This is a genomic window from Actinomadura litoris, from assembly GCF_009733595.1.
Lineage (GTDB): Bacteria > Actinomycetota > Actinomycetes > Streptosporangiales > Streptosporangiaceae > Spirillospora > Spirillospora litoris.
Window position 1 is genome coordinate 111,650 of record NZ_WOFH01000008.1, and the last position, 23,498, is coordinate 135,147.

A 23,498-nucleotide genomic window follows, 5' to 3' on the forward strand; every position below is an offset into this window, starting at 1 on the left:
GCCCCAGGCGGGAGGGTTGAAGATCGCCCTGATGATCCGCTTTTGCCCAGGTCAGGAGGTACTTTTAGGTCAGTGAGATGGATCACACAGCCGGGGGGCGGCGGAATGTTCGGCCGAGTTCCGGCAGTTAGGCGTCATAGATCGCGGGGACATCCGTGAGAGGGAAACCAGCGCGACTCACCGGAGCGTGCGTGAGGCAGCGGCACCGACGTGTGAAGGAATGGCCATGGACAGCAGCACCACCGTCTCAGCAGAGCTGGGCCTTCGTCTCGTCGTCCCCGACCGCACGACCGTTCCCCTGCTCGCCGGGCTGGAGTACGCGGCGGACGACCCGTACGCCATCCGGATGGCCTTCTACGTCGGCGACGACGAACCGGTGGAGTGGATCTTCGCGCGGGAGCTGCTGACGGTGGGCATCGTGCGCAGGGTCGGCGACGGCGACGTGGAGGTCTGGCCGGGGGCGCCGGACGATGACACCACGTTGAACATCGCGCTGTCGTCCCCGTTCGGCAACGCGCTGTTCGAGGTGCCCCTGTCCCCCCTCGCCGACTTCCTGCACCGGACGTACCAGGCCGTGCCGGCGGGGCGGGAGACCGAGTTCATCGACATCGACGCCGAGCTGGAGAACCTGCTCTGGCCCTCCTGATCACCGGGTGAGGCGGGCGATGTGGCGCATCTTGTTGGTGGCGTCGAGGGCGGCGACCTTGTAGGACTCGGCCAGCGTGGGGTAGTTGAACACCGCGTTGACCAGGTAGTCGACGGTGCCGCCGCAGCCCATCACGGTCTGACCGATGTGGACGAGTTCGGTGGCGCCCGTCCCGAAGACGTGGACGCCGAGGAGCGTGCGGTCCTCGGGTGAGACCAGGAGCTTGAGCATCCCGTAGGAGTCGCCGATGATCTGGCCGCGGGCCAGCTCGCGGTAGCGGGACACGCCGACCTCGAAGGGGATCTTCGCCTCGGTGAGCGCGTCCTCGGTGCGGCCGACGAAGCTGATCTCGGGGATCGTGTAGATGCCGATGGGCTGGAGGTCGAGGATCTCCTCGACGGGCTCGCCGCAGGCGTGGTGGGCGGCGAGGCGGCCCTGCTCCATCGAGGTGGCGGCCAGGGACGGGAAGCCGATCACGTCGCCGACCGCGTAGACGTGCGGGACCTCGGTGCGGTAGTTCTCGTCGACCTTGATCCGGCCGCGCCGGTCGGCGGTGAGCCCGGCGGCCTCCAGCCCCAGCGCGCCGGTCATGCCCTGGCGTCCGGCGGAGTACATGACGGTGTCGGCGGGGATGCGCTTGCCGCTCTCCAGGACGGTGATCGCGCCGCCCGGCATCCGCTCGACCGACGCGACGCTCTCGCCGAACCGGAAGGTGACCGCGAGGTCGCGCAGGTGGTACTTGAGGGCCTCGACGATCTCCAGGTCGCAGAACTCCAGCATCCCCTCGCGCCGCTCGACGACGGTCACCTTGGTGCCGAGCGCGGCGAACATCGAGGCGTACTCGATGCCGATCACCCCGGCGCCGACGACGACCATGGTCTCGGGGACGCGGTCCAGGTGGAGGATGCCGTCGGAGTCGATCACCGTGCGCTCGTCGAACTCGACGGTGGCGGGCCGGGCGGGGGTCGTGCCGGTCGCGATCACGATGCGGTCGGCGGTGACCTTGGTCTCGCGCTCCGCGCCGTTGCTGACGCCGATGGTGTTCGGCTCCAGGAAGCGGCCCGTGCCCTGGAGGAGCGTGACGTGGTTGCGGGCGAGCTGGCTGCGGATGACGTCGATCTCGCGTCCGATGACGTGCTGGGTGCGCATGCCGAGGTCGGCGACGGTGATCTCGTCCTTGACCCGGTAGCTCTGCCCGTACAGTTCGCGCTGGTTGAGGCCCGTCAGGTACAGGACGGCCTCGCGGAGCGTCTTGGACGGGATCGTCCCGGTGTTGATGCAGACGCCGCCCACCATGTCGCGGCGGTCGACGATGGCGACGCGGCGGCCGAGCTTGGCGGCGGCGATGGCCGCGCGCTGCCCGCCGGGGCCGGACCCGAGCACGAGGAGATCGAAGTCAGTCACGCACCCAGTCTGGCGGGAGCGCGCGGCCCGGTCGAACCCCTTACAGGGATTAATCAGGGTTTTCGCCGGTGCCGAGGCCGGCGAGGAGGTCGTCCAGGCCCGCCTTGATCCGCTCGACCGGCATGCCGCGGGTGCGGCGCTGGTGGACGTACAGGTGCGCGGCGAGCGGGGCCAGGAGGGCGTCGGCGAGGTAGAGGGCGTCGGCGCCGGGGCGGACGGCGCGGATCAGCATCGCCAGGTGCCGGTTGTACAGCTCGTACGAGCCGTCCCGGAAACGGGCGTCGGGGGGCCCGGACTCGGCCATCAGCAGCAGGTCCGCCTGGGCCTCGATGCGGTCGGTGAGGGCGTGCAGGAAGGCGCGGAGGCGGTCGCGGGGGGCGGCGCCGGGGCCGAGCGGCGGCGGGCCCTGGAGGAAGGCGGCCTGGAACTCGCGCTCGCGGTCGTCGATCACCGCGTAGACGAGGCGGGACCGGTCGCCGAAGCGGCGGTAGACGGTGCCGACGCCGACGCCCGCGGCGCGGGCCACCTCGTCCATGGAGACGGCCTCGGGGCCGCGGGTGGCGATCACCTCGGCGGCGGCGCGCAGGATGCGCCGGCGGTTGTGCGCCGCGTCCGCCCGCTCGGCCGGTGGACGGCCCACGACCGGCAGTTCCCGCATCCCGCCCCCCTCTCTCGACACAGCAGGGTAGCGGGAGTTGTATCCGGAGACTTCTCCGGTTAATCTCACTAACCGGAATGTTCTCCACATACTGGGAGGCCGATATGGCGGCGGATCTGGCGGGACGGGCGGCTCTGGTGACCGGGGGCGGGCGCGGCATCGGCGCGGCGATCGCGCTGCGGCTGGCGCGCGAGGGCGCGGACGTCGCGATCACCTATGTGCGGGCGCCGGAGCGGGCGGCGGAGGTCGTCCGGCAGATCGAGGCGGCGGGGCGGCGCGGCCTCGCGATCCAGGCGGACGCCGCGGACGCGGGGGCCGTCGCGTCCGCCGTCGACACCGCGGCGCGGGAGTTGGGCCGCCTCGACGTCCTGGTCAACAACGCGGGCATCGCCCCGTACGGGCCGCTGGAGGACGTGCAGGCCGAGGAGATCGACCGGACGCTCGCCATCCACGTGCGGGCGGCGTTCGTCGCCGCGCAGGCGGCGGCGCGGCACCTCGGCGAGGGCGGGCGGATCGTGAGCATCGGCAGCAGCCTCGCCGAGCGCGTCCCCTACCCCGGGTGGACGCTGTACGCGATGAGCAAGTCGGCGCTGATCGGCATGACCCGCGGCCTGGCGCGCGACCTCGGGCCGCGCGGGATCACCGCGAACGTGGTGCAGCCGGGCTCGACCGACACCGAGATGAACCCGGCCGACTCCCCCGACGCCGACTTCGAGCGCGGGTTCACCGCGCTCGGCCGGTACGGGCGGGCCGAGGAGATCGCCGCGATGGTCGCGCATCTGGCGGGACCGGGCGGCGGCTACGTCACCGGCGCGTCGATCGCGGTCGACGGGGGGTACGCGGCCTGATGCCCTGGATCGTCCTGGTGATCGCGGCGCTCCTGGAGCTGGTGTGGGCGACCGCGCTCAAGCAGTCGGAGGGCTTCACCCGGCTCTGGCCGAGCGTGATCGGGCTGTCGGTGGCGCTGCTCAGCGTCGTGGTGCTGTCGGTGGCGCTGCGCGACCTGCCGGTCGGGACCGCCTACGCGGTGTGGGTGGGGCTCGGGTCGCTCGGGGTGGCGGTGACGGGCATGATCGCACTCGGCGAGAGCGTCACCCCGGCCCGGGTGGCCTGCCTCGGCCTGATCCTGATCGGAGTTATCGGTCTGAAGGTGGTCGAAGGGTAGTAATAGGGATATGACGACGCAGATGCTGGGCATCGACATCGGCGGATCGGGCATCAAGGGCGCACCGGTCGATCTGTCGGACGGCACGTTCACCCGGGACCGCTACCGCATCGACACGCCGAAACCGTCCGCGCCGGAGCCGGTCGCGGAGGTGGTCGGCGAGATCGTGCGGCACTTCGCCTGGGACGGCCCGGTCGGCGTGACGTTCCCGGGCGTGGTGATCGACGGGGTGACGCTGTCGGCGGCGAACGTGTCCAAGCACTGGATCGGGCAGGACGCGCGGAGCCTGTTCGCGAAGGCGACCGGGTGCCCGGTGACGCTGCTGAACGACGCCGACGCCGCCGGGATCGCGGAGATGCGGCTCGGATCGGGGAAGGGCCGCACCGGGACGGTCGTGCTGCTCACGCTCGGGACCGGGATCGGCAGCGCCGTGTTCACCGACGGTGTGCTCGTCCCCAACACCGAGTTCGGGCATCTGCAACTGCACGGCAAGGACGCGGAGGCGCGCGCGTCCGCCAAGGCCCGCGAGGAGCACGGCCTCGGCTGGGAGAAGTGGGCGAAGCGGCTCGGCGAGTACATGGCGCACCTGGAGGCGCTGATCTCGCCGTCGCTGATCATCGTCGGCGGCGGGGTGAGCCGCAAGTCCGAGCACTTCGTCCCGCTGATCAAGGGCGTGCGGGCGCCGATCGTCCCGGCGACGCTGGTCAACAACGCCGGGATCGTCGGTGCCGCGATGGCGGCGGCCGAGGAGACCGCGCCCGCCTAGAGGCCCGCCTAGAGGCCCGCCTAGAGGCCCGCCTAGAGGCCCGCCTGGACGGTCCTGAGCCGGACGGTGGCGATCTCCCACGGGCGCAGCGCGAGCGTGAGCGCGCCGCCCGCGGCCTCCAGCGGCTCACCGGGGCGTCCGCGCGCATCGGCGCGGGCCGCCTCGGTGAAGGGGCCGCGCAGGACGGCCGTGGCGGGCTCGGGCGTCTGGGCGACCATCCTGGCCTCGATCCACCCGCCGTCCCGGGGGCGCAGGGACGTCAGGGCGACGCCGCGCCCGGTGAGCGTGAGACCTTCGCGGGACGCGGGGACCGGCGCCCCGACCGGCCCGTACCCGGCCGTGGCCGCGAGGTCGTGCCGGTACTCCTCGGCGGCGTCCAGGACCCGCGGGCCGGGCCGGTCGCCGTCGTGGGGCATCAGGGCGAGGCCGACCGTCCGCCCGCCCCGGCACTGCGCCCGCGGCGTCGGGAGCTGCGGCCCGGCGGGCTGGTCGCGGTAGGCGTTGCGGTCGCGGGACAGGTACCCGACCGAGCGCAGCAGGGTGAGCGCCAGCTCGCCTCCCCCGCCGGTGATCTCGTACTCGGTCACGTGCTCCAGCAGGACGGCGAGGCCGCCCGCCGCGACGAACGCCGACGCGGGATAGGTCGGGACGGGACGCTCCCCGAACCCGCCCTCGGCGGCCGTCCCGCGCTCGACCACCGCGAACTGCCCCTCGGCGAACGAGGACTCCGCCCGGCGCGGCAGCGGCAGGTGCAGCCGGACGCGGTGGTCGTCGCACCGGTTGTCGAACGCGACCCGCAGCCGCAGGAACGGCTCGCCCGCGCGCAGCTCGGCGCGCATGGCGACCGTGATGTCCTCTCCATCCTCCGAGCGGGCGTCAGAAGCGGCGTCGCCGGACGCGGGCCAGCGGTAGGTCCGGACGATGTCGAGCGCGGCCACCAGCGGCCCGGGCCGCACCGGCTCGACGCGGACGGTCAGCGGCGTCTCGACGAGCCGGTCCCGCGCGGGCGGGGCGTGGTTGTAGGTGTCGCCGAGGTCGCCGCCGTCCACGATCCGCCCCGCGCCCTCGACGACCTGCCCGGCCGGGGTGCGCAGGCGCAGCGTGCCGTCCTCGCGGACCTCGGCGCGCAGAAGCCCGTTGTCCAGCGTGGACGCGTCCGCCACCACCGGGCCGTCCACCTCGGCCGGAGCCGGAACAGAGGCCGGTGCCACGGCGGTCAGTCCCAGCGCGGGCGCGGGGACGAGCGCGGCGACCGTGCGGCGCGGGTCGGCGAGGACGCGGAGCCGCCAGTCGCCGTCCGCGCCGCGCAGGGCCTCGCGGACGTCGCCGATGTCGAACCGCGTGTCCGCGCGGGCCGTCACGTGGAAGGTGAGCGTGCGGTCGGCGGGCGACACCGACCAGTCCCGGATCTCCCGCCCGTACAGGACCCGCCCGTAGATCCGCTCCAGCAGGACCGGCAGGTCCGAGGCCGGGTGCACGGCGTCGTCCAGCACGGTCGGCGCGGTCTCCAGGACCTGGACGGGCACCGGCCGCCCCTCCCCCGTCACCAGCCCGTCCCCGCCGGCGGAGGGCACCTCCACGACGACCACGCCCCGGCGGGCGCGCGGCGACGGGTTGAACACCAGGTGCCCGCCGAGCGGGACCCCGGCGGCCCACCGCTCCAGCGCGAGGTCGCGGACGGCGCGGCCGAGCTGCCCGGCCTCGGCGGCCCGCGCCGCGACCTGCTCGGCGGTCTCGTCGGCGCCGCAGCCGGTGACCGAGTCGTGGCAGCTCACCTCGACGAGCCGCCGCCAGGCCAGGTCGAGGAACCGCCGCGCGTCGCCCGCGTACCAGAGCGCGGCGAGCGGCTCGGCGTACCGCTCGACGAGCCGTTCGCCCCGCCCCATGAGCTGCTTCAGCCTCACCCGGGCCGAGATCACCCCGGGCAGGATGTTCGCGCGGGCGTGCGAGCGCAGTTCGCCGCGCACGCGGGTCAGCCCCTCCACCGACGGCCCGACGGCGGCCATGTACCCGGTGAGGGTGTCCAGCCGCATGCCATCACCGGCGGCGGCGATCCGGTCGGCGAGGTCGGCGGCGGGCGCGGTGTGGTCGGCGCCGTACATCGCCAGCAGCGGGCCGCCGCGCGGATGCCAGCGGGACATCGCCTCGGCGAACGCGGCGGCACGTCCCTCGGGCGCGCCGTCCTCGAACATCGACGCCGCGTTCCCGTAGCCGCCCTCGGGGAGGTACTGGGTGCGGATCACGGTCCCGTCCGGCGCCTCCCAGGCGAACGCGTGCTCCTGGACGCGGGACGGGACGCCCCGCCACACGCACGCGTGCTCCAGCCCCGCCAGCCGCAGGATCTGCGGCGTCTGCGCGCAGTGCCCGAACTGGTCGGGCAGGTAGCCGACCATCATCGCCGCGCCCAGCTCCTCCGCGCGCCGCAGCCCGAGCTCCAGGTTCCGGACGATGGTCTCCCCCGAGCACAGGAACTCGTCGTGGAGGATCTGCCAGGGGCCGACGGCGAGCCGCCCCTCCCGGACGAGCGCGACGATCTCCTCCCGGCGCTCGGGACGGATCTCCAGGTAGTCGTCGACGGCCGCCATCTGGCCGTCCAGGGTGAAGCGCCAGCGCGGGTCGGCGGCCATCCGCTCGACGACGCCGTCGAGCAGCGACACCAGCCGCAGCCGGAAACGCTGGAACGGCAGGTACCACTCGCGGTCCCAGTGGGTGTGGGGAACGACGACGATCGGGCCCGCCTCGGTTTTCACCCGCACAGGGCGATCACCTCGTTCGTGTGGGTCTCCAGGCGGTGCATGCCGGGGTCCTTCGCCGGGACGGCGACGTGGTCGCCCCGGATCGCCACGCGCCGGCCGCCCGGCCCGACCAGGACGGTCCCGTCCGCGTCGAGCGCGACCAGGTCGTCCTCCACGCGCAGCAGCACGGGCGCGCGTGGGCCGGAGGAGACGGACGTGCGGCCGGAGCGCAGCGCGGCGACCACCCCGTCCGCCGAGGCGTCCTCGGCCAGCACCCAGGTCGTGGGCTCCCCGAGGATCTTGTGCTGCGCCGGGTCGTGGAAGTCGCTGCCGCCGACCGGGACGGCGCCGCCCGGCAGCCACAGGTCGGTCCAGGCGAGCGGCGCGCCCCAGGTGCGGTCCCACCAGGAGGAGTGCCAGATCTCGACCAGCGGCGGGCGGTCGGCCTCGGGCAGCGGGCGGCGCCAGGCGCAGTCGCCGCTCAGCGGATGGTTGATCGACATCACCCCGCCCCGGTCGGCGGCGTAGCGCGCCCAGTCGGCGCTCGGGCGCCGGAAGTCGACCCAGCCGGTGTCGCCGAAGACGTTCGCGTGCCCGAGGTCGGTGGTGACCTCCTGGCCCGGCACGAGGACGACCCCGGCGTGCGCCCCGGCGGCGGGCAGCTCCGGATGGTGGCTGACGGTGTTGTGGTCGGTCACCGCCAGGAAGTCCAGCCCCCGGGCCGCGGCGCGGCCCGCCAGCTCGTCGACGGTGAGCGTCCCGTCGCTGTGGACGGTGTGGGCGTGCAGGTCGCCGGCCAGCCAGCGCCACCCGGCGGGCGCCGGGAGGTCGCGCGCGGGCGGGCGCTCGGGACGCGGCGCCAGGGTCTCGGCCTCGGGCTTCGGGAGCGGCACCGGGGACGTGGTGACCGCGACCTCGTAGGGCACGCCGCCCGGCGGGACGCGGTGCAGGCCGAGCCACACGTGCCACAGGCCCGGCTCCAGCTCGCCGGGCAGGTACCCGGGCGTGGCCCAGTCGGGCGTCACGGTGTAGCGGCGGCGGGCGCCGCCCGACCAGCCCCGGAACCCGTCCGGGCCGTGGCACCCGAGGTCGATGACGCCGCCCTCGAACGACAGCTCGACGGTCAGGGACGCCGTTCCCGGCGGAACCTCGAAGGGCAGCTCGCGCAGGCCCCGCTCCAGCCGGTCCTCCAGGCTCCAGCGCCCGCTGTGCGCGGTCATCGGCGTCCTCCAGTCGTGTCCATCCGCGTTTCCTCCTCCTCGCCGCCCGTGACCAGCTCGCCGTCCCGGTAGACCAGGACGCGCCCGGGGCGGGGGACGGCCCACCCCGCTGCTCCCGGTTCGGGCTCGCGGCCCTCCCCGACCACAACGTGCACGGCGCCGCCCGCGCCGTCCAGGGTCACCAGTGCCGAACCGCCGAGGTGCTCGACGACCGACACGATCCCGGGGAAGGCCCCCTCGGTCGCCTCCGAGGCGTAGTCCAGGTACTCGGGTCGTACCCCGCAGACGATCTCCTCCCCCTCGCCGAGGCGTCCGCGCGCCTCGTCCGGGACGGGCAGCTCCGCCCCGGCGACGGCGACACGGCCGTCCCGGACCGTCCCGGCCAGCAGGTTCATGGGCGTCGAGCCGATGAACGAGGCGGCGAACACGTTCGCGGGGCGGCGGAACACCTCCTCCGGCGTGCCGAGCTGCCGGATCCGGCCCGCCTCCATCACCGCGATCCGGTCGGCGAGCGCGAGCGCCTCCGCCTGGTCGTGCGTGACGAACACGGTCGTGATCGCGAGGTCGCGCTGGAGCCGCTTGAGCCGGGTGCGCGCCTCCAGCCGCAGCCGCGCGTCGAGGTTGGACAGCGGCTCGTCCAGCAGGAACACGCGGGGCTCGGCCACCAGCGCGCGGGCCAGCGCGACCCGCTGCTGCTGGCCGCCCGACAGCTCCCCCGGGCGGCGCGCCTCCAGCCCCGCGAGACCGAGGAGGCGCGCGGCGTCGGCGGCGCGCGCGTGCCGGTCCGCGCGCGGCCGCCGCCGGACGCGCAGCGGGTAGGCGATGTTGTCCAGGACGGTCATGTGCGGGAAGAGCGCGTAGTCCTGGAAGACCATCCCGACCCCGCGCCGTCCGGGCGGCAGCCGGGTCACCTCGCCGCCGTCGAAGGCGACCGTCCCGCCGGAGGCGGCCTCCAGCCCGGCGATCGTGCGCAGCAGCGTCGTCTTGCCGCAGCCGGACGGGCCGAGCAGCGCGAAGAACTCGCCGTCCGCCACGTCCAGGCCGAGCGCGTCCAGGGCGCGGACGCCGCCGGGGTACACCTTCGTCAGCCCGCGCACGGTGATGGCCGCCATCAGCGCTTGATCCCTCCGTGGAAGCGGAACCCGTACCGGCGGCTCACGAACAGGTACATCGCCACGACCGGCAGGGAGTACAGCAGCGAGAACGTCGAGATCAGCGCGAGGTCCGGCTGGCCGCCCTCGGTGTAGAACGTGTACATGACGACCGAGGCGGGCGCCTTGTCCGGGTCGCGGAGCAGCAGGAACGGCATCAGGAAGTCGCCCCACACCTGCGCGACCGCCCAGACCCCGACGGTGGCGAGGCCCGGCCTGATCACCGGGACGACGACGTGCCGCAGCACCTGGAGCGGCGACGCGCCGAACACCCGCGCCGCCTCCTCGTAGGAGGGGGGCGTGGCGTCGGTGAAGTCCTTCAGCAGGAAGATCGCCGCGGGCAGCAGCCCGCCGGTCAGCACCAGCACCACCCCGAGCCGCGAGTCGATCAGGTGCAGGTCGAAGGCCAGCAGGAACACCGGCACCATCGCGGCCGTCCCGGTGACGATGGACGACAGTAGGAGCAGGACGTACAGCAGCGCGTCCCGACCCGGCACGCGGACCCGGCTGAGCGCGTACGCCGCGAGCGCCGCGCACGTGACGACCAGCGCGGCCGTCCCGCCCGCGAGCAGGACGGAGTTGCGCAGCGACGCCAGCGCGTAGGGGTTGTCCATCAGCACGCGGAAGTTGTGCAGGGTGAACTCGGGCAGCGAGGCGGAGACGCCCGGGTCGGCGTCGAACGGCGCGAACGCCAGCCACAGCAGCGGCAGCGAGAAGAACCCGAGCACGGCCGACACGAACGTCGCCAGCCCGATCCGGCGGAGCGCCCCGCGCACGGCCTCGTTCACGACGCCCCCGCCGGGGCGGCGCGGCGGGCGCGCAGGGCGCGCAGGTAGACCAGCGCGATCGCCAGGTTGATCAGGATCATGATGAGCGAGACCGCGGCCCCGGCGCCGAGCCGCCCGTCGCCGAGCGCGGTCCGGTAGACGTACACCGACATGATCTCCGAGCGCCCGTCCGGCCCGCCCGCCGTGATCAGGAACGGGGTGAAGTCGTTGAACGTCCACAGCCCGACCAGCAGCAGGCTCGTCAGGACGTGGCCGCGCACGCGCGGGTAGACCACGTCCCGCAGCGTCTGGAGGGTCGAGGCGCCCGCGAGCGCGGCGGTCTCCAGATGGGAGGGCGGCACGTTCCCGAGCGCCGCTCCGTACAGCATCATCGAGAACGCCGTCCCGTGCCAGACGTTGAACACGATGACGCACCCCATCGGATGGTCGAGCAGCCACGCCGTCCCCGGCGTGCCGAGCAGCGCGTTCAGCGTGCCGCCGTCGCGGTCGAGCAGCGCGATCCACAGGAACGCGATGACCGAGGACGGCAGGATCCACGCCAGCAGCACCAGCCCCTCCACCAGCCGCCGCACCGGCCCCGGCCGGTCGCGCATCACCCAGGCGACGGCGAACCCCAGCAGCGTCTGCCCGAGCACCGCCGACCCGATGACGAACTGCGCCGTCAGCCACAGCGACCGGTGGAAGTCGCCGTCGCCGAGGACGTCGCGGTAGTTGGCGGTGCCGACGAACCGGGGCTCGCTCGCCGCGACGCCGGTGAGCCGGTAGTCGGTGGTGCCGAGGTAGAGCGTCCACAGCGCCGGGAAGACGAGGAACACCGCGACGAGGACCAGCGCGGGCGCGACGAACGCCGCGGCGCGGGCCCGGCCGAGGCCCGCCGCGTCGTCCGCGCCGGACCGGGCGGGCTCGGCGGCGACGTCAGCGCGCGGCGACGTTGGCGGCGCCACCGACGATCCCCTCCAGCTTCTCGGAGTAGCGGGCGGCCGCGTCCTGCGGGCTCGTGCCCGACACGACGGCGGCCGTGGCCTCCTGCAAGGCGGTGGACACCCGCGGGTACACCGCGAGCCCCGGCCGGTAGGACGTGACGGGCAGCGCCTTCTCCGACACGAACGTCAGGAACGGGTCGCCCGCGAGGATCTGCTTGTTCACGTCCGTCCGGGACGTGATCTCCGGCGTTCCGGCCGTCCGCGCCCGCGTCATCTCGGCGGAGTTCATGTAGGCCAGGAGCGCGAACGCCTGCTGCGGGTACTTGGTGTTCGGGTTGAGGACGGTGACCGCCCCGCCCGACATGCTCACGAACGACTGGCCGCGCACGCCCCTCCCCGGCGCGACGGCCGGGATGAGCGCGTAGCCGACGTCCTGGTCACGGGTCCTCATCCGCGCGACGCCGCTCTTGGGATTGAGGACGTCGCGCCAGAGGTAGTCGCCCTCGGCAAGGATCCCGATCCTGCCCGCCGCGAACTCCTCGAAGGACTTGTCGCGCCCCTTGGCCTCCTGCTGGAGCTTCGGGTCGCCGAGCCCCTCCGGCCCGTAGATCTGCGCGTACAGGCCCAGGACCTGCTGGAGGGCCTGCCCGCCGCCCGTCCATTTGCCGCCGGAGTAGATCTCGGCCCCGGCACCGGCCAGCAGCGGCAGCACGCCCTGCATGCTGGTCGCCTCGCCCATCGCCGTGCCCGCGTCCAACTGGACGGGCGTCACGCCGGGGAGCCGCTTCAGCGCCCGCGCCGCCGCGAGGACGTCCTGCCAGCTCCGCGGCTGCCAGGCCGCGGGGAGCCCGGCCCGCGCGAACAGCCTCCGGTTGAAGTACAGGACGCGGCCGTCGGTCGAGGGCGGGACGCCGTAGCGCCTCCCCTCGAACGACGCCTGCCTCTGGATGGACGCGGGGATCGCCGTCCAGCCGTCCCAGGCGTCCGCCGGAGGGCCCACGACGTCGCCGAGCGGCCGGATGTAGCCCGCCTGGGCGAACTCCCCCACCCAGATGCCGTCGATGTCCACGATGTCGGCGCCGGAGCGGGACTTCAGGTCGAGCGCGAGCCTGGTCTTGTAGGCCTCGTCGGCCACGCCCTGCCCGCGGAACGTCACCTTCGCGGTGACGCCCTTGGCCTTCTGCGCCGCGACGAACCCCGGGATCACCGTCCTGGTGATCCACTCGGCCTCCTCGGCGTTCTTGCCGCCCGCGATGGCGTTGCGCGTGATCGTCAGGGTGAGGCTCTTGGCGTCCCGGCCCCGATCGGGGTCGGCCGGGGATCCGCCGCCGCATCCGGCCGCGACCACCGCCATGACCATTGCCATGACCACCGCCGCGAGCGCCGCCGCGCCGATCCGTCCGCCGGGTAAGCCCGTACCGGAGAAGACCATGGGTGACCTCCACACGCGTCACCACTCAACGTGACCGATGTCCGCCATCACGTAAAGACCCCGGATACCGGAATCGGGGCGACCGGCCGGTGAACGGCGACCGGCGGGCGGTGGCGGGCGGCGGGCGGTCAGGGGTCCATGAGGTCGGCCGCGTGCGCGGCGAACGCCTCCATCGCCTTGGCGGTGATCGGGCCCGGCGCGGCGGGCAGGGCCCGCCCGTCCACGACCCGGATCGGCTGGATGTCGCGCGTCGTGGAGGTCAGGAACGCCTCGTCCGCACTGTGCAGGGCGTCGAGCGGGACGTCCTCCTCCTCGCCGCCGCACCACTCCAGCGCCAGCTCGCGCGTCACCCCGGCCAGGCAGCCCGCCGACAGCGGCGGCGTGAGCAGCCGGCCGCCGCGCACCACGAACACGTTGCTGCCGGTGCCCTCGCACAGGTTCCCCGCGAGGTTGCCGAAGATCGCCTCACCGCCGCCGCGCTCGGTCGCGAACGCGAGCGCGACCGCGTTCTCGGCGTAGGACGTGGTCTTCACACCGGCCAGCGCGCCCCGCTCGTTGCGCGGCCACGGCACCACCGTCACCTCCGCCGTCGCGGGGAACGGGCGCTGCTCCGCCACGATGATCGTCACGGTCGGGCCCGCGTCGCCCCGGTTCGAGCCGAGCGGCCCCGGCCCGCTCGTGCAGGTGATGCGGATCCGCGCCAGCGGCCACCTCGGCGCCGCCGCCAGCACCTCCAGCACGCCCTGGGCGAGCGCGTCGTGGTCGGGCTCGGGCAGCCCGAGGGCCGCCGCCGAGCGGGCGAGCCGCCGCAGATGCCGGGTCAGGGCGAACGGCTCCCCGCGCGACGCCTTCACCGTCTCGAAGATCCCGTCCCCGACGAGGACGCCGTGGTCGAACACCGACACCACGGCCCGCTCAGCGTCGAGCAGTTCCCCGTTCATCCAGATCCTGGGCTCGCTCACCCGAGGCCACCTCCAGTAGCCGAGCCGCCTTCAGCTCGGTCTCACGCCATTCCCCTCGCGGATCGGACCCCCACGTGATGCCCGCGCCCGTGCCGAACCGGAGCACTCCGTCCACCGCCCAGAAACTCCGGATGCCCACCGCGAGCGCGCCCCGCCGGGAGTCCGCGTCCACCCAGCCGACGGCCCCACAGTACGGGCCCCGGGGCACGGGTTCGAGTTCATCCAGCAGCGCCAGGGCGCTGGACTTCGGCGCGCCTGTCACCGAACCCGGAGGAAACGTCGCCGCCAGTAGACCGGGCCACCCGCCCCGCGTCACCCGCGCCCGCACCGTCGACACCAGGTGGACGAGCCCCGGATGCTCCTCCAGCTCGCACAGCCCCGGCACCCGCACCGACCCGGTCTCGGCGACCCGCCCGAGGTCGTTCCGGACGAGATCGACGATCATGATGTTCTCGGCCTCGTCCTTGGGCAGCAGGTCGGCGGCCGTCCGGCCGGTGCCCTTGATCGGACGGGACTCCACCACGTCCCCGTCCCGCCGCAGGTAGAGCTCGGGCGACGCGCACGCGACCTCAAGGCCCGGCACCCGCAGCGTCATCGCGTACGGCGCCGGGTTGCCGCGCGCCAGCCGCGCCCCGAGCCCGGCGATGTCGGCGCCGTCCGCCAGCGGCGCGGACAGCACCCGGCACAGGTTCGCCTGGTAGACGATCCCGTCCGCGATCGCGTCCCTGATCCGCTCGACGCCCGCCACGTACCGCGCCTCGTCCAGCGAGGAGGCCCACTCCCCCGGCGCGCGCCACACGCCCCCCGGATGCCTCGCGGGACGCACGTCGTCGAACCGCGCGCAGGTGACCTCGCCCTCATAGGTGACCACGACCGCCCACCACCCCCGGGAGTCCAGCGCCGCCGGGTCGTCGGTCACGTCCGCGAGGCCCGTCGCCAGCAGTCCCCCCGCATAGGCGAAGTTCACGGCAGGACGCACCCGAACGAGTCCGCGAGGCCGGCCAGCCCGGCGTCGGTCACCCGCAGCGCCCGCCGCGTCGTGCCCCGCTCGAACCAGCCCAGCTCGATCATCCGGCTCGTCAGCGCCGCCCCGAGCGCCCCGTTCAGATGCGGGCGCCGCTCCGTCCAGTCGAGGCACTGCCAGGCGAACCTCCGCCGCGCCTTCCGCAGCGCCGGAACGTCCAGCCCGAGCGCCTCGAACCGCTCCTCGCCCTTCCCGGTGACCTCGTACGCCTCCTCGCCGTCGGGCTCGATCAGGCCGGCGTCCAGCAGCGCCGCGAACAACGCGACCCCGGCCTCGCCCGCAAGATGGTCATAGCAGGTCCGCGCCACGTGCAGCCGCGCCGCGTCCCGCGACTGCCGCAGGCTCCGCGCCCGCACCGACGGGCTGATCCGCGACAGCGCCTCGATCACCAGCGCGACCTCGGCGCCGTTCAGCCGGTAGTACCGCCACCGGCCCTGCTTGATCACCGTGACGAGCCCGCCGTCCAGCAACCGCGCCAGATGGGCGCTCGCGGTCTGCGCGCTGACGCCCGCCGTGCGGGCCAGTTCCCCGGCCGCCAGCGGCCGCCCGTCCAGCAGCGCCGTCAGCATCGCGGCCCGCGCCCGATCGGCCAGCAGCGCCGCCACCGGCGCGAAGTCGGAGGTGAGGACATGTTCGGAGTCCATACGACGAGCCTATGCGCCGCATCCTTCGACGCCCGTCGAAGCGACCCGCCGCGAAACCGGTTTGGGGAACGCGCCGGGACGCGCTAAGGTTTTGCCCGTCGCCGCAAGACCGGGCGGCACACGCGGAAGTGGCTCAGGGGTAGAGCATCACCTTGCCAAGGTGAGGGTCGCGGGTTCAAATCCCGTCTTCCGCTCTGAGGGGCCTTTCAGGCTATGAACCAGAGGGTCTCGATTCTGGTGGAGTGGCCGAGAGGCGAGGCAACGGCCTGCAAAGCCGTGTACACGGGTTCAAATCCCGTCTCCACCTCGACACCGCACCTCCCCCCGGAGGCGGCGGCCTGGGGCGATTAGCTCAGTGGGAGAGCGCTACCTTGACACGGTAGAGGCCACTGGTTCAATCCCAGTATCGCCCACCAAGTAAGCCCAGGTCAGCCCACAGGCGGCGGCTTGGGCTTTTTCGGTTTGGTGCAGTTGGGCACGGAATCGGGAGCACCATGCTCCCCGGGCCGTCGCGGACTACCCGATCTCAGGTAGTGGTCAACCGGGAGCACCTGCTCCCGCCCCGACCCCCACCCGGACGTCACGGGTGGCCCCCGCGGGTTCGGCGGTTCAGGCTGGTCCAGCGGCGTTGGAGCTGGGCGATCAGACGGCGGCGCATGGCGTCGGTGACATGGCTGTAGACGCCCTGGATGCCTCTCATCCGGTGGCCCATCCGCTCCTGTTTGAGTACTTCGGGGACGTCCAACTCGTCCAGGACGGTCTTGTGGTGGTGGCGGAGCCCGTGTAAGACCGCGCCGGGCAGGATCGGGTGAGGGCTCCCCGTCACAGGCGGGTCGCCAGATGCGCCGAGCGAAGTTGGAGCGTCGTAGCCACTCCCCCGCCCTGCCGATGAACAGCTGGTCATGGTCGTGGCCGACGATGACCTCCTCCAACAGTTGGACCAGGAAGGGCGGGAGATCAATGCGGCGGACGGCGGCTTCGCTCTTGGGCGGCCCCAACCACAGTTTCCCGGCCACCTCGTGCAGGGAACCGACGTCGGGGCCGATGAGCAGGTAGCCCTCGCCGGTGTGGCAGTTGACCCGGTCGAGTCCTGCCAGCTCACCCCAGCGCAATCCGGTCCAGGCAGCGGTGATCGCCATGACCTGGGCATTACGACCGCCTGTCCGGCGGATGCGTTCGGTGATCTGGTGGGCTTGCGTGCTGCTGGGGACCGGGCGGGCACGGCGCCTGGGCGCGTTGGCGCTGGTGGTGGTTCGGGGTATGCGCAGGCCCTGGACGGGGTTGCGGGCGAGCATGCGTTCGTCGACCGCGGCGGTCAGCACGACCGACAGCAGCGTCACGATCCCGCTGACGGTGGAGGACGCGTATCGCTCGGCCAGCTCGTTGGCCCAGCGGTTGACCGCCAGTCGGCGGATTTCCTCCAGGCTGGTCTCGCTGAAGGCGGGCAGGATGTGGTAGTCGAGGTAGTGGTCGTATTTGGCCTGGGTGCTGGGGGCCACGCGGTGGGAGCGCCGCCACTGATCGGCCCATTCGGCCAACAGAGTGCGCGAGTCATTGGGGTCGATGAACTGGCCGCGCCGGCCGGCTGAGTCCATGTCCTCGGCCGCCTGGGGGGCGCCGGTCTTGGTGCGGTATTTGTCGGGACTGGTGCGGACGGTGCCGTCGGCGTCCCGGTAGCGGACCCGGTACCACGGACCGCGCTTTCCGCCCAAGCCATCAGTGATGCCGGGGCGGGCTCAAGGCTGGCCAGCGGCGCTGCCGCCACCGCACGGGACGTGCGCCGACGGCGACGATCGCCTCCAGGTCGGCACGGGAGAACCGCAGATGCTTCCCCACGAAGGTGCAGGGAACGGCGCGGTCTGCGGCCTTACGGCGCAGCCACGACGCTTTTACGCCGAGCAGCTCAGCGGCCTCCTCGGGGCTGTACAGCAGCGGATCACCCCTGCTCATAGCCCGGCCTCGGGTCATCAGCGACTCCCGTCGAGCGCCCCCGCTTGCGTGACCTGCACCCTGCACGGTTCAGGGGTCCACGCAGCACCAGAACGTCCTAATATGCGATGAGATGGGGGGAAGGTCCGTCCGCGCAGGCCGTGCGGATTGCGTGCGCGACGAAGAACGACGCCCGAGGCACCAAGTGTGCGTCTTCGATCCCGCACAGCAGCGCGACCAGCCGCTGCATCCATTCCAGTCCAGCGCGTCGGGCAGCAGCCCTTGTCTGGCGGAAAAATCTATCAAGTGGCCGTGGCGGCGGAGCGTGCAGGTGGTGATGGTCACGATGGCACCCGGAGGCAGGAGCGGTAGACAACCGGCCAGGGTGTCGGTGAGAGCGGTCAGCAACCGCTGGTGGCCGCCACGGACGAGGTTGCCGAGGTGTTGCCGTAGCAAGAAGTCTGACCCGTGCGCGTCGGCCCGAACGGAGTCGCGGGTGGAACGGATGGACTGCGTTGTTGCGCTGGCCTGGGGGTCGAGTGGTGACCACGAAGTGAGTGGCGATCTCACCGCAACTCCTCCCCGCCGACCTCGGGCCGGTCGAGGCGGAGCTGGCCTGGGTTTGTAGTTCGGTGAGGATGTCGATGGCGAGCGCGGTCTGGGGAGGTATCGCGCCATTGCCGAGGGCCCGCATCTGGACGGTTCGCGACAACCCCAGGTCGGTGACCCATCCCTAGGGCAGCCCCATCATCCACTCGACGAATCGGGCGCTCAGTCGTGGTTGTCTCCGCCGGCCGGGTTCGAGCGGCGCCGGTGCCGGGCGGTCGAGGATCGTTTCCCAACGGTGGATCGCATGCTGGTACGGGCCCCAGCCGAAGCAGTTGTCGGGGTGGGTACAGCCTTCCGGAGCTGAAGACGGCGGCGGCCCGGATGGCGGCGGCGTGGGCGATTGTCCTGGCGGAGCGGCCCGAGGGGTGGGCGTAGGCGTCGGTGGCGGAGATGATGGCCGCGGTCGAGTAGGTCGTGTCCCGCGATGATCTGGCGGCGGCGGTGAGTCGGTGCGGGAGCTGCCGCCGCCGAGTGAGGCCGACGACGGGGACGCCGAGTGGCGGACCGCGCTGGTCGGCCGGTCCGGCCCGGTGCGGACGTTCATCGAGGTGCCGGCCTGGGCCCTCGGTGAGACCCGGTGCGGGATCTGAGGGGAGTGAACGGGGCGGGACCTCAGGTGGCCTCGCCCCGTTCGGGTTTGAGATCAGCCGTCGACGTTGAAGGCGTCTCCCTCGGTCCGGGCCGAGGCGGCGTCCAGTACGCGGTTGGCGTCGAAGAAGTTCTTCAAATCGGCGCCTTGGCTGTCCTGCTCACGTTTGGGCACCCAGTCGTGCCCGTTGCCAGGTCGTGTTCCGCCCTCGTTGGTGGCCGCGAAGGCGTATTCGTCGCAGCTCGGCTTGTTTCGAGGGTCGGACAGCGGCAGTGGCCAGCCGGCCGGCGGCCGCCAGCCCTGGGGCAGCTTGGCCTTCCCGCACACCGCGGAGCGGTGGCCGGCCTTGAGGAAGCTGTTGCGGTGCAGCACCTTCGGGGCACCCCGCCCCTGCCACTGGCGGATGTTCGCATCGATGAAGCGGAGCCTGTGCAGGCTGGTGATGGTCGGTGTGAACTCGGGCACGACACAGCCGGCGCCCTGAGGCTTCAGAAGATCATCGCAGCGAACGTCGGTTGTCGCCCGGGCTGCCGCTGGCATGCCCGCCCCCGGTACGGGCATCTCCGGCGTGACAATGATGATGGGCTTGTTGTGCTGCTGCTGTGGGGTCTGGTCGCGGTAATTCAGTTTGCCTGTAAACGATTGACCCTTGGCGGATGACGGGCCCGCCACTTCCCCGGTTCCGACGCACGTGCCTTCGCACTTGGTGGTGATGATATTGATCAGCCCAAGCGTCATGCCCTGGGCGTAGGTGGTGTCGAAGAAGATCTCTGCGGTAAACTCCCGGCTCTTGATCTGTGTCCGCCAGACAATGGCGAGGTCAGCGACGGTGTGGCCGACCGCATGGCCTTTGCCATCGGAGATGATGGTCCGCACCGTGAATTTTTCGCAGGCGGCCGTCCGGCTTGGTTTGACGCAGTGCGGCGAAGACGGGGACGCCTTCGGGCCAGCCGCTGCCGACTGTTGGGGGGTGAGTGTGGATTTGATGTGCAGCCCGTTACGGGGTGTTGCTGTCGCGGAGGCTGATGCCGGCCCGGCGACCAGCCCCGACATGATCAATGCGATTAACGCCGGTAACCAGAGAAAACGCACAGGTGTTCCTTTCCTCGTGTCCGTGGAGAGTTACATGACGGTGATCCCGCTCCGGCAGGCCACCGCACCATCGCGGCAGACTCCGGCGTTCAGCCCGTTGCTGTTCCGGCGGATACCGCATTCGCGTGGTTATACGATGGCGATGGCTATGGGGGATACCAGTGCCGGGTGGGCAGCCTTGCAGGGAAGAGTTTCACGCCGATACCCGGCAAATCTGTTTGCCTCGGTGATGTAAGGCGGTTGTTGTTGGTGTTGGTCAATCCGTGCCGGCCAGAGTTGTGGGCCCAGGACTCCGCGGCCCAGGGGCCGCAGTCCCCGGCGTCGATGCCGGCGCGGTATCGAGAGAAGATGAACGCCCTCAAGCACCGCTTCGAGGGGTTGCCCGCCGATGCCATCGGCGCGTCGAGCCCCAGCGCAGTGGCCGGTCCGGCGGGGATCACCCCGGCCGTGTGAAGCCTCAGCCCTCAGACCGAGTAAGCATGCAAAGGGGCAGTGGGGTGCTCAGGTCTCTCGACGGTGGTCGGACCTGGTGCCGGAAGGTGTTGATCCGGTCGCGTCACATCGGACGGAGGAGCTCAGGCGCCGCCCATCCGGAACCACTCCCACGGCCCGATATAGTCCGCGCGTGCGCGGAGCATCCCGTTGCGGTCGCCATCGTAGTTGAGCTCGGCCGACACGAACTTGCCGTTGGCCTTCGACTTGAACGCCCACAGGTCCCGGGTTTGGTTGTAGTAGAGGTCGAACTTCTCCCATTCGCCGGCCACGTCCGCCCGCGCGCGGAGCATCGCGTAGTTCTTCCAATCGTAGTTGAGTTCGGCCGACACGAATTTCTGGTTGGCGCCCGACCTGATCGTCCAGGTCAGTTTGCCCCACACCTCCAAGTGGAACCTCTCCCACTCGGCGGCGACGTCCGCCCGCGCGCGGAGCATGCCGTAGTCGCCGCGACCGTAGTTGAGTTCGGCCGACACCAGCTTGCCATTGGCGTCAGAGGTGAGGGTGGAGCCGGCCATCCTCTTACCGAAAGGAGAATTCGCCGCTGTCACCAGGACGAAGCGGTCGCCGGTGGCGGCGGACGCGCCGGCGGCCGTGACGGAGCCCAACAGGCCAGGAGCGGCCACCATGAGCGCAACCCTGATCATCAAACGACGCATGAAGATCCCCCTCGTCCGGACGGCCCCGGCGTTTGCGGGGCGGCTCCGCACCGAATACTCAACGATCAAAAGGGGATGCGCAATAGCCGGTTCCGCCGAGGAGTGCCCGTAGTGGCCGCTTGCGGACCCATGCGGCTTGTATTCACCCAGCCCGGCGGGACGGTCGCTGCCATTCCAATGACCGAATGCGGTCCATCGGGAACGGTCCTTTCGACGTCGAGCCGTATTCGCAATACCGGTGGTCACCGCATTCACTCCGCCCCCGTCAGCCAGGGCCGGTTCTGCAGAGTGCTGGCGCGCCGCCGGGCGGCCCGGGCCGCACCTGACCACGGCCCGCAGAGTGCACCTCCGGCTACGACGTTGCGAGTTGGATCCACCCGGACCTCCTCGGTGGCCCCCGTTTCCGGACCCAACTGATCCGAAGGTCGCTGCAAAGCTGGTGGCCGATGACCAGGTCCGCGGTGTCGAGCATGTCGGCGATGGCGGCGTCGATGAGGTCTTGGGTTTGCCCGGGGCCGGAGACGTAGAGGGCGTGGTAGGCGAACTCGGCCGGGGATGCGCCGGGCGTGCGGGGGATGGTGAGCCAGGTGATCGACCAGCAGAATGGGACGTTGCCGTTGCTGACCCGGTAGTTCTTGGTCCACTCCACATCCAGCGAGGCCGCCAGCAAATGACCGGCGCCGGGGACGGGAGTGGGTGTGCGGTGGGTGATCACTCGGGTTCCTGGCGGGACAACTAAGGCGTTCGAGAGTTCGCCGGTTCAGCGATCACGGGCGTCCTTGTCGTGAAACTGCTGAGTGGGGAAGCAGTCTCCCACCCTGTTCTCAAGCTCGGTCGCAACGTTCAGGTTCTGCGACCATTCGTAGAGCCCGAGGTGTCGGACGGCGATCAGCGCGGACACCAGAGCACGCTCGATCGCCCACGCGGCGAGCCGTTCCCGCTTGTACTGCCCGGGCTCATGTGCGCGGGGGGCCGCTTCCGTCACGGCCTGTGGCTGAGCCGCCCGCCCGAGGGAACTCAGCGTCAGGTCGGCGGCCTCGGTCTGGCGCTGAAAGTGGTCGCTGTCGCCGCCGGCGTGGTCCTGGTCGCCGCTGTCCTCGCCGATCCTGTCGCCGGGCAGGTCGTAGGCGGTGTCGAGGTAGGTGCTCTGGCCGTGGCGGCGGCTGCCGCGTCAGGGCCACTCGGCTGCCAGCGCGTGCAGGCCGCGCCCGAACTCGTTGTCGCCGCACCTGGGTCGTGCTGGTCGACGGCACTAGAGGGTGTCTGACTCCCTGCCGGTTATCTGCCTGGAGGCCCTACACGCGCTGCCGCGCCTGGTTGACGCCCATGGTCCATCCACCGAAACCCAGGATGCTCCCCAGCAACCCCAATCTCACGACACCGCCCCACGCAGCTAACCGTGTAGCGCCGACCACCATCGAGAGCCGGTTACCGCTTCCTCGCGCGTGCTCCCCTTGCTCCTGCCGGGAACCAGGAACGACGGGAGCACGCCTGGTTCCCGAATCGCTCCGAACGGATGTCAACGAGCGTCAGCCGCCGCTGACCTGCGGTATCTCGAAAGCCGTAGGTCAGCGATGAGCGCGGACTACCTTGACACGGTAGAGGCCACTGGTTCAATCCCAGGTATCGCCCACCACAAACGCCCAGGTCAGCCCATAAACGGCGGCTTGGGCGTTTTTGGTTTGGCGGAGTCGGGGCCGAAATCGGGAGCACACTGCTCCACGGGCCGTCGTGGACTGCCCCATCTTAGGTAGTGGTCAAACGGGAGCATCTGCTTCCCGCCTCGAACCACACTCGGTCGTCACGTTTGGTTCTTGCGGGTTCGGCGGGTCAGGGTGGCCCAGCGGCGTTGGAGTTGAGCAATCAAGCGTCGGCGCATGGTGTCGGCGACGTGGCTGTAGACGCCTGGGATGCCTTTCATCTGATGGCCCGTCCACTCCTGTTTGAGTACTCCAACGCGTTGATGATGGTCTTGTGGTGTTGGCGAAGACCGTGGAGGGCCGCGCCGGGCAGGGTCGGGGGCTGTTGTGGGGGGTTTCCGTCGCAGGCGGGTCGCCGGATGCGGTGGGCGAAGTCGGAGCGTCGTAGCCACTCCCCCACGCCGCCGATGAACAGCTGGTCATGGTCGCGGCCGACGATGATCTCCTCCAGCAGTCGGACCAGGAAGCCGGCGGTCAGGACGGGCAAGATCGTCGGCAGGGCCGCAGAGTCCCAGGTCGTGGGAGCCGACGGGCAGGTCCTGCGCACCTTGAGGTGACCGGTAACGGCCATCCGCCGACGAGCGGGGCACAGTGCTCCGGGCTGCGGAAATCGGAAGCCGGGCTCCTGCCGAACGGCCAGTCCACATGTGGCACTTCCCCGATGGGCTGCGACACCTGACCATGATCCGTTTCGTTGCATTACAATGATGGGCCAGCACTTGAAGTGCCGGGGAGCCGCCCCTCCTCCGGAGCCGAGAGGGCGCGTGCGCGTAGGACAGAGCGCAGAGCGCCGCCCCCGTCAGTCACTCGCGAAAGAAGGCCACCGGAGACGTTGGAACAAGTGTTGTTGCGTTCCATCGACATCGCCTGGAAGTTGTCGTGCGCGTGCCACCAGAGAAGAGGGCTCTCT

At 71.6% G+C, this 23,498-nt stretch carries 23 protein-coding genes and 3 tRNA genes; 8 read left to right on the forward strand and 18 right to left on the reverse strand.

The window, feature by feature from the left end; all coding sequences use genetic code 11:
* Positions 1-226: 226 nt before the first annotated feature.
* Entirely contained in the window at positions 227-646 is a 420-nt protein-coding gene (locus GNZ18_RS22860) for an SsgA family sporulation/cell division regulator (RefSeq protein ID WP_156218592.1), read from the forward strand.
* Here the strand turns inward: GNZ18_RS22860 and sthA are convergent, their stop codons facing one another.
* Together sthA and GNZ18_RS22870 are read right to left on the reverse strand one after the other, a co-directional pair.
* Positions 647-2,050 carry a Si-specific NAD(P)(+) transhydrogenase gene (gene sthA / locus GNZ18_RS22865; RefSeq protein ID WP_312874680.1) on the reverse strand — a complete coding sequence of 468 codons (1,404 nt, stop codon included), beginning with the start codon at positions 2,048-2,050 and terminating at the stop codon, positions 647-649.
* Positions 2,051-2,099: 49 nt separating this feature from the next.
* Positions 2,100-2,708 (reverse strand): TetR/AcrR family transcriptional regulator, encoded by a 609-nt coding sequence (locus GNZ18_RS22870; RefSeq protein WP_156218594.1) that lies wholly within the window; start codon positions 2,706-2,708, stop codon positions 2,100-2,102.
* 77 nt (positions 2,709-2,785) lie between these two features.
* Here GNZ18_RS22870 and GNZ18_RS22875 point away from each other — a divergent pair, with 77 nt between their 5' ends.
* The 3 genes from GNZ18_RS22875 to ppgK are packed head-to-tail and all read left to right on the forward strand — an operon-like array spanning position 2,786 to position 4,639.
* Complete coding sequence (locus tag GNZ18_RS22875) at positions 2,786-3,556, forward strand: SDR family oxidoreductase (protein ID WP_246250211.1); 771 nt, start codon at positions 2,786-2,788, stop codon at positions 3,554-3,556.
* Complete coding sequence (locus GNZ18_RS22880) at positions 3,556-3,873, forward strand: DMT family transporter (protein WP_156218596.1); 318 nt, start codon at positions 3,556-3,558, stop codon at positions 3,871-3,873. The genes GNZ18_RS22875 and GNZ18_RS22880 overlap by 1 nt, the downstream gene beginning before the upstream one ends.
* Before the next feature lie 10 nt (positions 3,874-3,883).
* On the forward strand, positions 3,884-4,639 hold the full coding sequence (gene ppgK / locus GNZ18_RS22885) for a polyphosphate--glucose phosphotransferase (protein WP_156218597.1): 756 nt from the start codon (positions 3,884-3,886) through the stop codon (positions 4,637-4,639).
* A 32-nt stretch (positions 4,640-4,671) separates the two neighbouring features.
* Here ppgK and GNZ18_RS22890 read toward each other — a convergent pair whose 3' ends face one another.
* The 9 genes from GNZ18_RS22890 to GNZ18_RS22930 form a co-directional block, all read right to left on the reverse strand.
* A complete protein-coding gene (locus GNZ18_RS22890; protein ID WP_312874681.1) occupies positions 4,672-7,395 on the reverse strand; it encodes a glycoside hydrolase family 38 N-terminal domain-containing protein in 2,724 nt (907 codons plus the stop codon).
* Positions 7,386-8,594 carry a CehA/McbA family metallohydrolase gene (locus tag GNZ18_RS22895; protein WP_156218598.1) on the reverse strand — a complete coding sequence of 403 codons (1,209 nt, stop codon included), beginning with the start codon at positions 8,592-8,594 and terminating at the stop codon, positions 7,386-7,388. The genes GNZ18_RS22890 and GNZ18_RS22895 overlap by 10 nt, the downstream gene beginning before the upstream one ends.
* Entirely contained in the window at positions 8,591-9,706 is a 1,116-nt protein-coding gene (locus GNZ18_RS22900; RefSeq protein ID WP_156218599.1) for an ABC transporter ATP-binding protein, read from the reverse strand. Before GNZ18_RS22900 ends, GNZ18_RS22895 begins: the two co-directional genes overlap by 4 nt.
* Positions 9,706-10,533 carry a carbohydrate ABC transporter permease gene (locus tag GNZ18_RS22905; protein ID WP_312874682.1) on the reverse strand — a complete coding sequence of 276 codons (828 nt, stop codon included), beginning with the start codon at positions 10,531-10,533 and terminating at the stop codon, positions 9,706-9,708. Before GNZ18_RS22905 ends, GNZ18_RS22900 begins: the two co-directional genes overlap by 1 nt.
* Complete coding sequence (locus tag GNZ18_RS22910) at positions 10,530-11,477, reverse strand: carbohydrate ABC transporter permease (RefSeq protein ID WP_312874683.1); 948 nt, start codon at positions 11,475-11,477, stop codon at positions 10,530-10,532. The genes GNZ18_RS22905 and GNZ18_RS22910 overlap by 4 nt, the downstream gene beginning before the upstream one ends.
* Positions 11,449-12,888: an extracellular solute-binding protein gene (locus GNZ18_RS22915; RefSeq protein ID WP_246250213.1), complete on the reverse strand. Its 1,440-nt coding sequence runs from the start codon at positions 12,886-12,888 to the stop codon at positions 11,449-11,451. Before GNZ18_RS22915 ends, GNZ18_RS22910 begins: the two co-directional genes overlap by 29 nt.
* A 128-nt stretch (positions 12,889-13,016) precedes the next feature.
* Positions 13,017-13,829, reverse strand: a complete 813-nt coding sequence (locus tag GNZ18_RS22920) for an aminotransferase class IV (RefSeq protein WP_156218826.1) — start codon at positions 13,827-13,829, stop codon at positions 13,017-13,019.
* The gene (locus GNZ18_RS22925; RefSeq protein WP_312874684.1) at positions 13,804-14,817 is read right to left on the reverse strand and encodes a chorismate-binding protein; all 1,014 of its coding nucleotides are present in this window, start codon (positions 14,815-14,817) and stop codon (positions 13,804-13,806) included. The genes GNZ18_RS22920 and GNZ18_RS22925 overlap by 26 nt, the downstream gene beginning before the upstream one ends.
* Positions 14,814-15,518, reverse strand: a complete 705-nt coding sequence (locus tag GNZ18_RS22930) for an ArsR/SmtB family transcription factor (RefSeq protein WP_156218600.1) — start codon at positions 15,516-15,518, stop codon at positions 14,814-14,816. The genes GNZ18_RS22925 and GNZ18_RS22930 overlap by 4 nt, the downstream gene beginning before the upstream one ends.
* Positions 15,519-15,640: 122 nt before the next feature.
* Here GNZ18_RS22930 and GNZ18_RS22935 point away from each other — a divergent pair.
* The 3 genes from GNZ18_RS22935 (at position 15,641) to GNZ18_RS22945 (ending at position 15,934) form a co-directional block, all read left to right on the forward strand.
* Positions 15,641-15,712: transfer RNA gene (locus GNZ18_RS22935), tRNA-Gly, on the forward strand.
* Positions 15,713-15,754: 42 nt separating this feature from the next.
* Positions 15,755-15,825, forward strand: a tRNA-Cys gene (locus GNZ18_RS22940).
* 34 nt (positions 15,826-15,859) lie between these two features.
* Positions 15,860-15,934: transfer RNA gene (locus GNZ18_RS22945), tRNA-Val, on the forward strand.
* A gap of 12 nt (positions 15,935-15,946) precedes the next feature.
* On the opposite strand, the gene GNZ18_RS22950 is transcribed toward GNZ18_RS22945, so the two are convergent.
* Both GNZ18_RS22950 and GNZ18_RS22955 read right to left on the reverse strand, forming a co-directional pair.
* On the reverse strand, positions 15,947-17,230 hold the full coding sequence (locus tag GNZ18_RS22950; protein ID WP_156218601.1) for a tyrosine-type recombinase/integrase: 1,284 nt from the start codon (positions 17,228-17,230) through the stop codon (positions 15,947-15,949).
* 4 nt (positions 17,231-17,234) lie between these two features.
* Positions 17,235-17,468 (reverse strand): helix-turn-helix domain-containing protein, encoded by a 234-nt coding sequence (locus tag GNZ18_RS22955; RefSeq protein WP_246250215.1) that lies wholly within the window; start codon positions 17,466-17,468, stop codon positions 17,235-17,237.
* A 1,037-nt stretch (positions 17,469-18,505) separates the two neighbouring features.
* Here GNZ18_RS22955 and GNZ18_RS22960 point away from each other — a divergent pair.
* Entirely contained in the window at positions 18,506-18,646 is a 141-nt protein-coding gene (locus tag GNZ18_RS22960; RefSeq protein WP_156218603.1) for a hypothetical protein, read from the forward strand.
* Positions 18,647-18,699: 53 nt separating this feature from the next.
* Here GNZ18_RS22960 and GNZ18_RS22965 read toward each other — a convergent pair whose 3' ends face one another.
* The 5 genes from GNZ18_RS22965 to GNZ18_RS22985 form a co-directional block, all read right to left on the reverse strand.
* On the reverse strand, positions 18,700-19,737 hold the full coding sequence (locus GNZ18_RS22965; protein ID WP_156218604.1) for a NucA/NucB deoxyribonuclease domain-containing protein: 1,038 nt from the start codon (positions 19,735-19,737) through the stop codon (positions 18,700-18,702).
* Positions 19,738-20,312: 575 nt separating this feature from the next.
* On the reverse strand, positions 20,313-20,888 hold the full coding sequence (locus GNZ18_RS22970) for a fascin domain-containing protein (RefSeq protein WP_156218605.1): 576 nt from the start codon (positions 20,886-20,888) through the stop codon (positions 20,313-20,315).
* A 352-nt stretch (positions 20,889-21,240) separates the two neighbouring features.
* Positions 21,241-21,603 (reverse strand): hypothetical protein, encoded by a 363-nt coding sequence (locus GNZ18_RS22975; protein ID WP_156218606.1) that lies wholly within the window; start codon positions 21,601-21,603, stop codon positions 21,241-21,243.
* A gap of 45 nt (positions 21,604-21,648) precedes the next feature.
* A complete protein-coding gene (locus GNZ18_RS22980; RefSeq protein ID WP_156218607.1) occupies positions 21,649-21,873 on the reverse strand; it encodes a hypothetical protein in 225 nt (74 codons plus the stop codon).
* A 932-nt stretch (positions 21,874-22,805) separates the two neighbouring features.
* The gene (locus GNZ18_RS22985; protein ID WP_156218608.1) at positions 22,806-23,159 is read right to left on the reverse strand and encodes a hypothetical protein; all 354 of its coding nucleotides are present in this window, start codon (positions 23,157-23,159) and stop codon (positions 22,806-22,808) included.
* Positions 23,160-23,498 lie beyond the last annotated feature (339 nt).

Excerpts from the sequence above, each read along its gene's own strand:
- GNZ18_RS22870 (WP_156218594.1), bottom strand. The coding sequence starts at position 2,708 with ATGCGGGAACTGCCGGTCGTGGGCCGTCCACCGGCCGAGCGGGCGGAC.
- GNZ18_RS22895 (WP_156218598.1), bottom strand. The coding sequence starts at position 8,594 with ATGACCGCGCACAGCGGGCGCTGGAGCCTGGAGGACCGGCTGGAGCGG.
- GNZ18_RS22900 (WP_156218599.1), bottom strand. The coding sequence starts at position 9,706 with ATGGCGGCCATCACCGTGCGCGGGCTGACGAAGGTGTACCCCGGCGGC.
- GNZ18_RS22955 (WP_246250215.1), bottom strand. The coding sequence starts at position 17,468 with ATGAGCAGGGGTGATCCGCTGCTGTACAGCCCCGAGGAGGCCGCTGAG.
- GNZ18_RS22930 (WP_156218600.1), bottom strand. The coding sequence starts at position 15,518 with ATGGACTCCGAACATGTCCTCACCTCCGACTTCGCGCCGGTGGCGGCG.
- GNZ18_RS22970 (WP_156218605.1), bottom strand. The coding sequence starts at position 20,888 with ATGCGTCGTTTGATGATCAGGGTTGCGCTCATGGTGGCCGCTCCTGGC.
- GNZ18_RS22880 (WP_156218596.1), top strand. The coding sequence starts at position 3,556 with ATGCCCTGGATCGTCCTGGTGATCGCGGCGCTCCTGGAGCTGGTGTGG.
- GNZ18_RS22915 (WP_246250213.1), bottom strand. The coding sequence starts at position 12,888 with ATGGTCTTCTCCGGTACGGGCTTACCCGGCGGACGGATCGGCGCGGCG.
- GNZ18_RS22920 (WP_156218826.1), bottom strand. The coding sequence starts at position 13,829 with ATGAACGGGGAACTGCTCGACGCTGAGCGGGCCGTGGTGTCGGTGTTC.
- GNZ18_RS22875 (WP_246250211.1), top strand. The coding sequence starts at position 2,786 with ATGTTCTCCACATACTGGGAGGCCGATATGGCGGCGGATCTGGCGGGA.
- GNZ18_RS22860 (WP_156218592.1), top strand. The coding sequence starts at position 227 with ATGGACAGCAGCACCACCGTCTCAGCAGAGCTGGGCCTTCGTCTCGTC.
- ppgK (WP_156218597.1), top strand. The coding sequence starts at position 3,884 with ATGACGACGCAGATGCTGGGCATCGACATCGGCGGATCGGGCATCAAG.
- GNZ18_RS22985 (WP_156218608.1), bottom strand. The coding sequence starts at position 23,159 with ATGGCCGTTACCGGTCACCTCAAGGTGCGCAGGACCTGCCCGTCGGCT.